The sequence below is a fragment of the Lamprobacter sp. genome (genome assembly GCF_034860625.1).
Taxonomy (GTDB): domain Bacteria; phylum Pseudomonadota; class Gammaproteobacteria; order Chromatiales; family Chromatiaceae; genus Lamprobacter.
Map to the genome: position 1 here is coordinate 1 of NZ_JAYESN010000299.1, position 3,199 is coordinate 3,199.

A 3,199-nucleotide genomic window follows, 5' to 3' on the forward strand; every position below is an offset into this window, starting at 1 on the left:
CAGTTGATCACCAGGGATCAGGCAGTGCTGATCGTCTGTCGGGATGAGACCCATCAGGCTGCGATCCGCGCGCAGTTGGCCAAGTCCATGACGACCGAGCCGGCTGGTGCCCAGTCAGAGGGCGACGCCGCTGCCAGTCTCAAGATTCAAGCCCCCGCCAGTATCGATGCTCAAACTGCTGCTCGTGTCGATGCGCAAGCCGATGCGCAAGCCGAAGCCGGAGACGCTGTCAGCGACCAGGCCAAAACGGTCATCGATGCCCATAGCAAGACGCGGCTCGATCGCATCCAATTCGCATTGGCCCCAAGCAACGACACCTGGGCCCGCGATCATGGTCCGATCTGCGTCATCGATCGCGCCAGCGGCCAGCGCCGCTTGATCGATTTTCGCTTCAATGGCTGGGGTGGTAAGTATCCGGCGGAGCTTGATGACCGGATCACCGCGACGTTGTATGCCGCTGGCGGCTTTGCACGGCTGAGTGAGAACCAACTGGACAGCGCAGCCAAGAGAGCGAGCGCTGGGCCGATGTCCAGTCACGCTGCTGCCGCAGATGCCTGCGTTCATGGCGCTGACGAAGGCATCGAGTCCAGCCAACTGGTCCTTGAAGGCGGCGCCATCGAGACCGACGGCGTCGGCAGCCTGCTCGCGGTGCGCCGCACCATCATCGATCCAGCCCGCAATCCAGGCTGGAGCCAATCCGAGATCGAGGCCGAGCTGCGCGACCGACTGGGTCTCGAGCGCTTCCTCTGGCTCGAGCACGGCCAGCTCAGTGGCGACGATACCGATGGCCACATCGATACCCTCGCCCGCTTCTGCGACCCGCAGACCATCTGCTACGCGGCGAGCGATGATCCCGGCGACCCGAATCATCCCGCATTGGAGCGGCTTGCCGCCGAACTGCGCGCGCTGCGCCAGCGCAACGGCAAGCCCTATCGGCTGGTTCCACTGCCGCAACCAGCGCCGATCCATGACGAGGATGGCCAGCGACTCCCAGCTGGCTACGCCAATTTCCTGATCATCAACCAGGCCGTGCTCGTCCCGGTCTACGATGATCCCGCCGATGAGATCGCCTGCGAACGCCTCGCCGAGTGTTTTCCGGGCCGGCGCATCGAGCCCCTGGATTGCCGGCCGTTGATTCGACAAGGCGGCAGCCTGCATTGCATCACCATGCAATTGCCGGCCTAGCGACGCTTCGGCTCAGGTCGCCCCCTGATTGGCCTTCATCTGTCCGCACAAATTCGATGAGGTCCGCGCCCAGTGAGCGGGACCATCCCATGGCGCGAGATCGAAGCCCTGTTCGTCGAGTTGGGTGCGGAGATCAGCGAGCGTGAAGGATCGCGTGTCGGGGTGCGGCTGTTCGGCGAGCGGCGGGTGTTCCATCGCCCGCACCCGTCGCCCATGACGGACAAAGGAGCTGTCGCCGCTATTCGCGAGTGGCTGCAAGACAACGAGGTAACGCCATGATGAATCGGATGGACATCGACGGCTATCAGGCCGTCATCCGTTATGACCCTGAGATCGATCTGTTTCGCGGCGAGTTTGTTGGCCTTAACGGTGGTGCGGATTTTTATGCCGCCGACATCGCCAGACTGAAGCAGGAAGGCGCGCGCTCGCTCAAGGTCTTTCTGGAGATGTGCGCGGAGGATGGCGTCGAGCCACGCAAGCCCTATTCAGGCAAATTCAATGTGCGCGTGCCGCCCGATCTGCATGCCGACCTGGCCATCACCGCCGCCGCCGAGGGCAAGAGTCTGAACCACTGGATCGCCGACGTGCTGAAACAGGCTGTGCAGGGTTAAGCCTGTGCCGATGCGATACTGAGCAAGTCGTCTTGGCAGTGGTCTTGCGTCCCAAGGAAAGCCGCCGGCACGTCTTGCTGCCACGGCGCTGGGGGTCGAGCGAACCTTTGGCTGGCTCAACCTCGCCCGCCGCCTTAGCAAGGACGACGAGCGCTTGACGCCGACCAGCGAAACCTGCGGGCATCTGGCGATCATCAGGCTGATGGCTAACCGCCTGGCTTGAGACGGCAGCTTGCAAACAGCTTCTAAGATTATCTTGCACTGTTCCTAAGGCGATTGCCGGAAAATCTCGTACCGAATTGCGTAGGATTTTCGTTTGCCTTCGAGGAGCGTTGTCGGGAGCATAGCCGGGCTATGTGACCGACAACGCGACGAAGAAGGCGAGCGAAAAGACAAGCAAGGCGGTATGAGCTTTGACAGAAATCGCCTAAGGCGTCGCTCAGAGACTCAACAACGTCATCATCCGCTCCACCGAACAGGCCTCGAACGCCGCCTGGTCAGCGCAGAGCGCAAGGATCGCATCGCTATTCTTCTGGCTGATGCGCCCGCGCAGATAACGCTCGAACTTGGCCTGAAGCAGCGGAATGCCCTCTCCCCGCCGGCGCCGATGCCCGACTGGATAATCGACGCTGACCTTCTCAGTGCTGGAGCCATCGGTGAAGAACACCTGCACCGCATTGCCGATCGCGCGCTTGTCTGCCTCCAGGTACTCGCGGGTGAAGCGCTCGTTTTCGACCACCTCCATCTTCGCGCGCAGCTGATCGATCAGCGGATTCGCGGCAGCGCTGTCTTCATAATCATCGGCATCGAGACTGCCCTGGATCAGCGGCACTGCGACCATGTACTGCAGGCAATGATCGCGATCGGCCGGGTTGCTCAGCGGCCCGGTCTTGTTGATGATCCGATCACCGGATTCAGTGGTCTCGATCAGGATGCGCTCGATCTCGCCGAGCCGGTCCTTGACCTGCGGATGAAGGGTGATCGCCGCCTCAACCGCGGTCTGGGCATGGAACTCGGCCGGATAGCTAATCTTGAACAGCACGTTTTCCATCACATAGGTGCCGAACGGCTGGCCGAGCTGGATCGGCTTGCCGTCAAAGCTCACATCTTGGAAGCCCCAGCCCTTGGCGGTCAGCGCCGAGGGATAGCCGATCTCGCCGCTGGCGGCGATCAGCGCCAGGAACAGCCCGCGCGAGGAGGCATCGCCCGCCGCCCAGGACTTGCGCGGGCCGGTATTCGGCGCATGGCGATAGGTGCGCAGCGCCGAGCCATCGAGCCAGGCATGGGACACGGCGCTCAACACCTCGTCACGGCTGCAGCCGAGCATCGCCGCCGAGACCGCCGCCGAGGCAATCCGCACCAGCAGCACATGATCCAGCCCGACCCGGTTGAAGCTGTTCTCG

Annotated in this window: 4 protein-coding genes and 1 pseudogene; 4 read left to right on the forward strand and 1 reads right to left on the reverse strand. The window is 62.6% G+C overall.

The window, feature by feature from the left end; genetic code table 11:
* The 4 genes and pseudogenes from VBE63_RS26505 to VBE63_RS26520 form a co-directional block, all read left to right on the forward strand.
* Positions 1–1,185, forward strand: a 1,185-nt coding sequence (locus VBE63_RS26505; protein WP_323685997.1) for an agmatine deiminase family protein, incomplete at its 5' end; no start/stop codon positions are given.
* A gap of 72 nt (positions 1,186–1,257) precedes the next feature.
* Positions 1,258–1,464: a type II toxin-antitoxin system HicA family toxin gene (locus VBE63_RS26510; protein ID WP_323685998.1), complete on the forward strand. Its 207-nt coding sequence runs from the start codon at positions 1,258–1,260 to the stop codon at positions 1,462–1,464.
* The gene (locus VBE63_RS26515; RefSeq protein ID WP_323685999.1) at positions 1,461–1,796 is read left to right on the forward strand and encodes a type II toxin-antitoxin system HicB family antitoxin; all 336 of its coding nucleotides are present in this window, start codon (positions 1,461–1,463) and stop codon (positions 1,794–1,796) included. Before VBE63_RS26510 ends, VBE63_RS26515 begins: the two co-directional genes overlap by 4 nt.
* A 29-nt stretch (positions 1,797–1,825) precedes the next feature.
* Positions 1,826–2,019: pseudogene (locus VBE63_RS26520) on the forward strand (transposase); the annotation flags it as partial.
* A gap of 216 nt (positions 2,020–2,235) precedes the next feature.
* Here the strand turns inward: VBE63_RS26520 and prpD are convergent.
* The coding region (gene prpD, locus VBE63_RS26525; RefSeq protein ID WP_323686000.1) for a 2-methylcitrate dehydratase at positions 2,236–3,199 on the reverse strand (964 nt) is incomplete at its 5' end.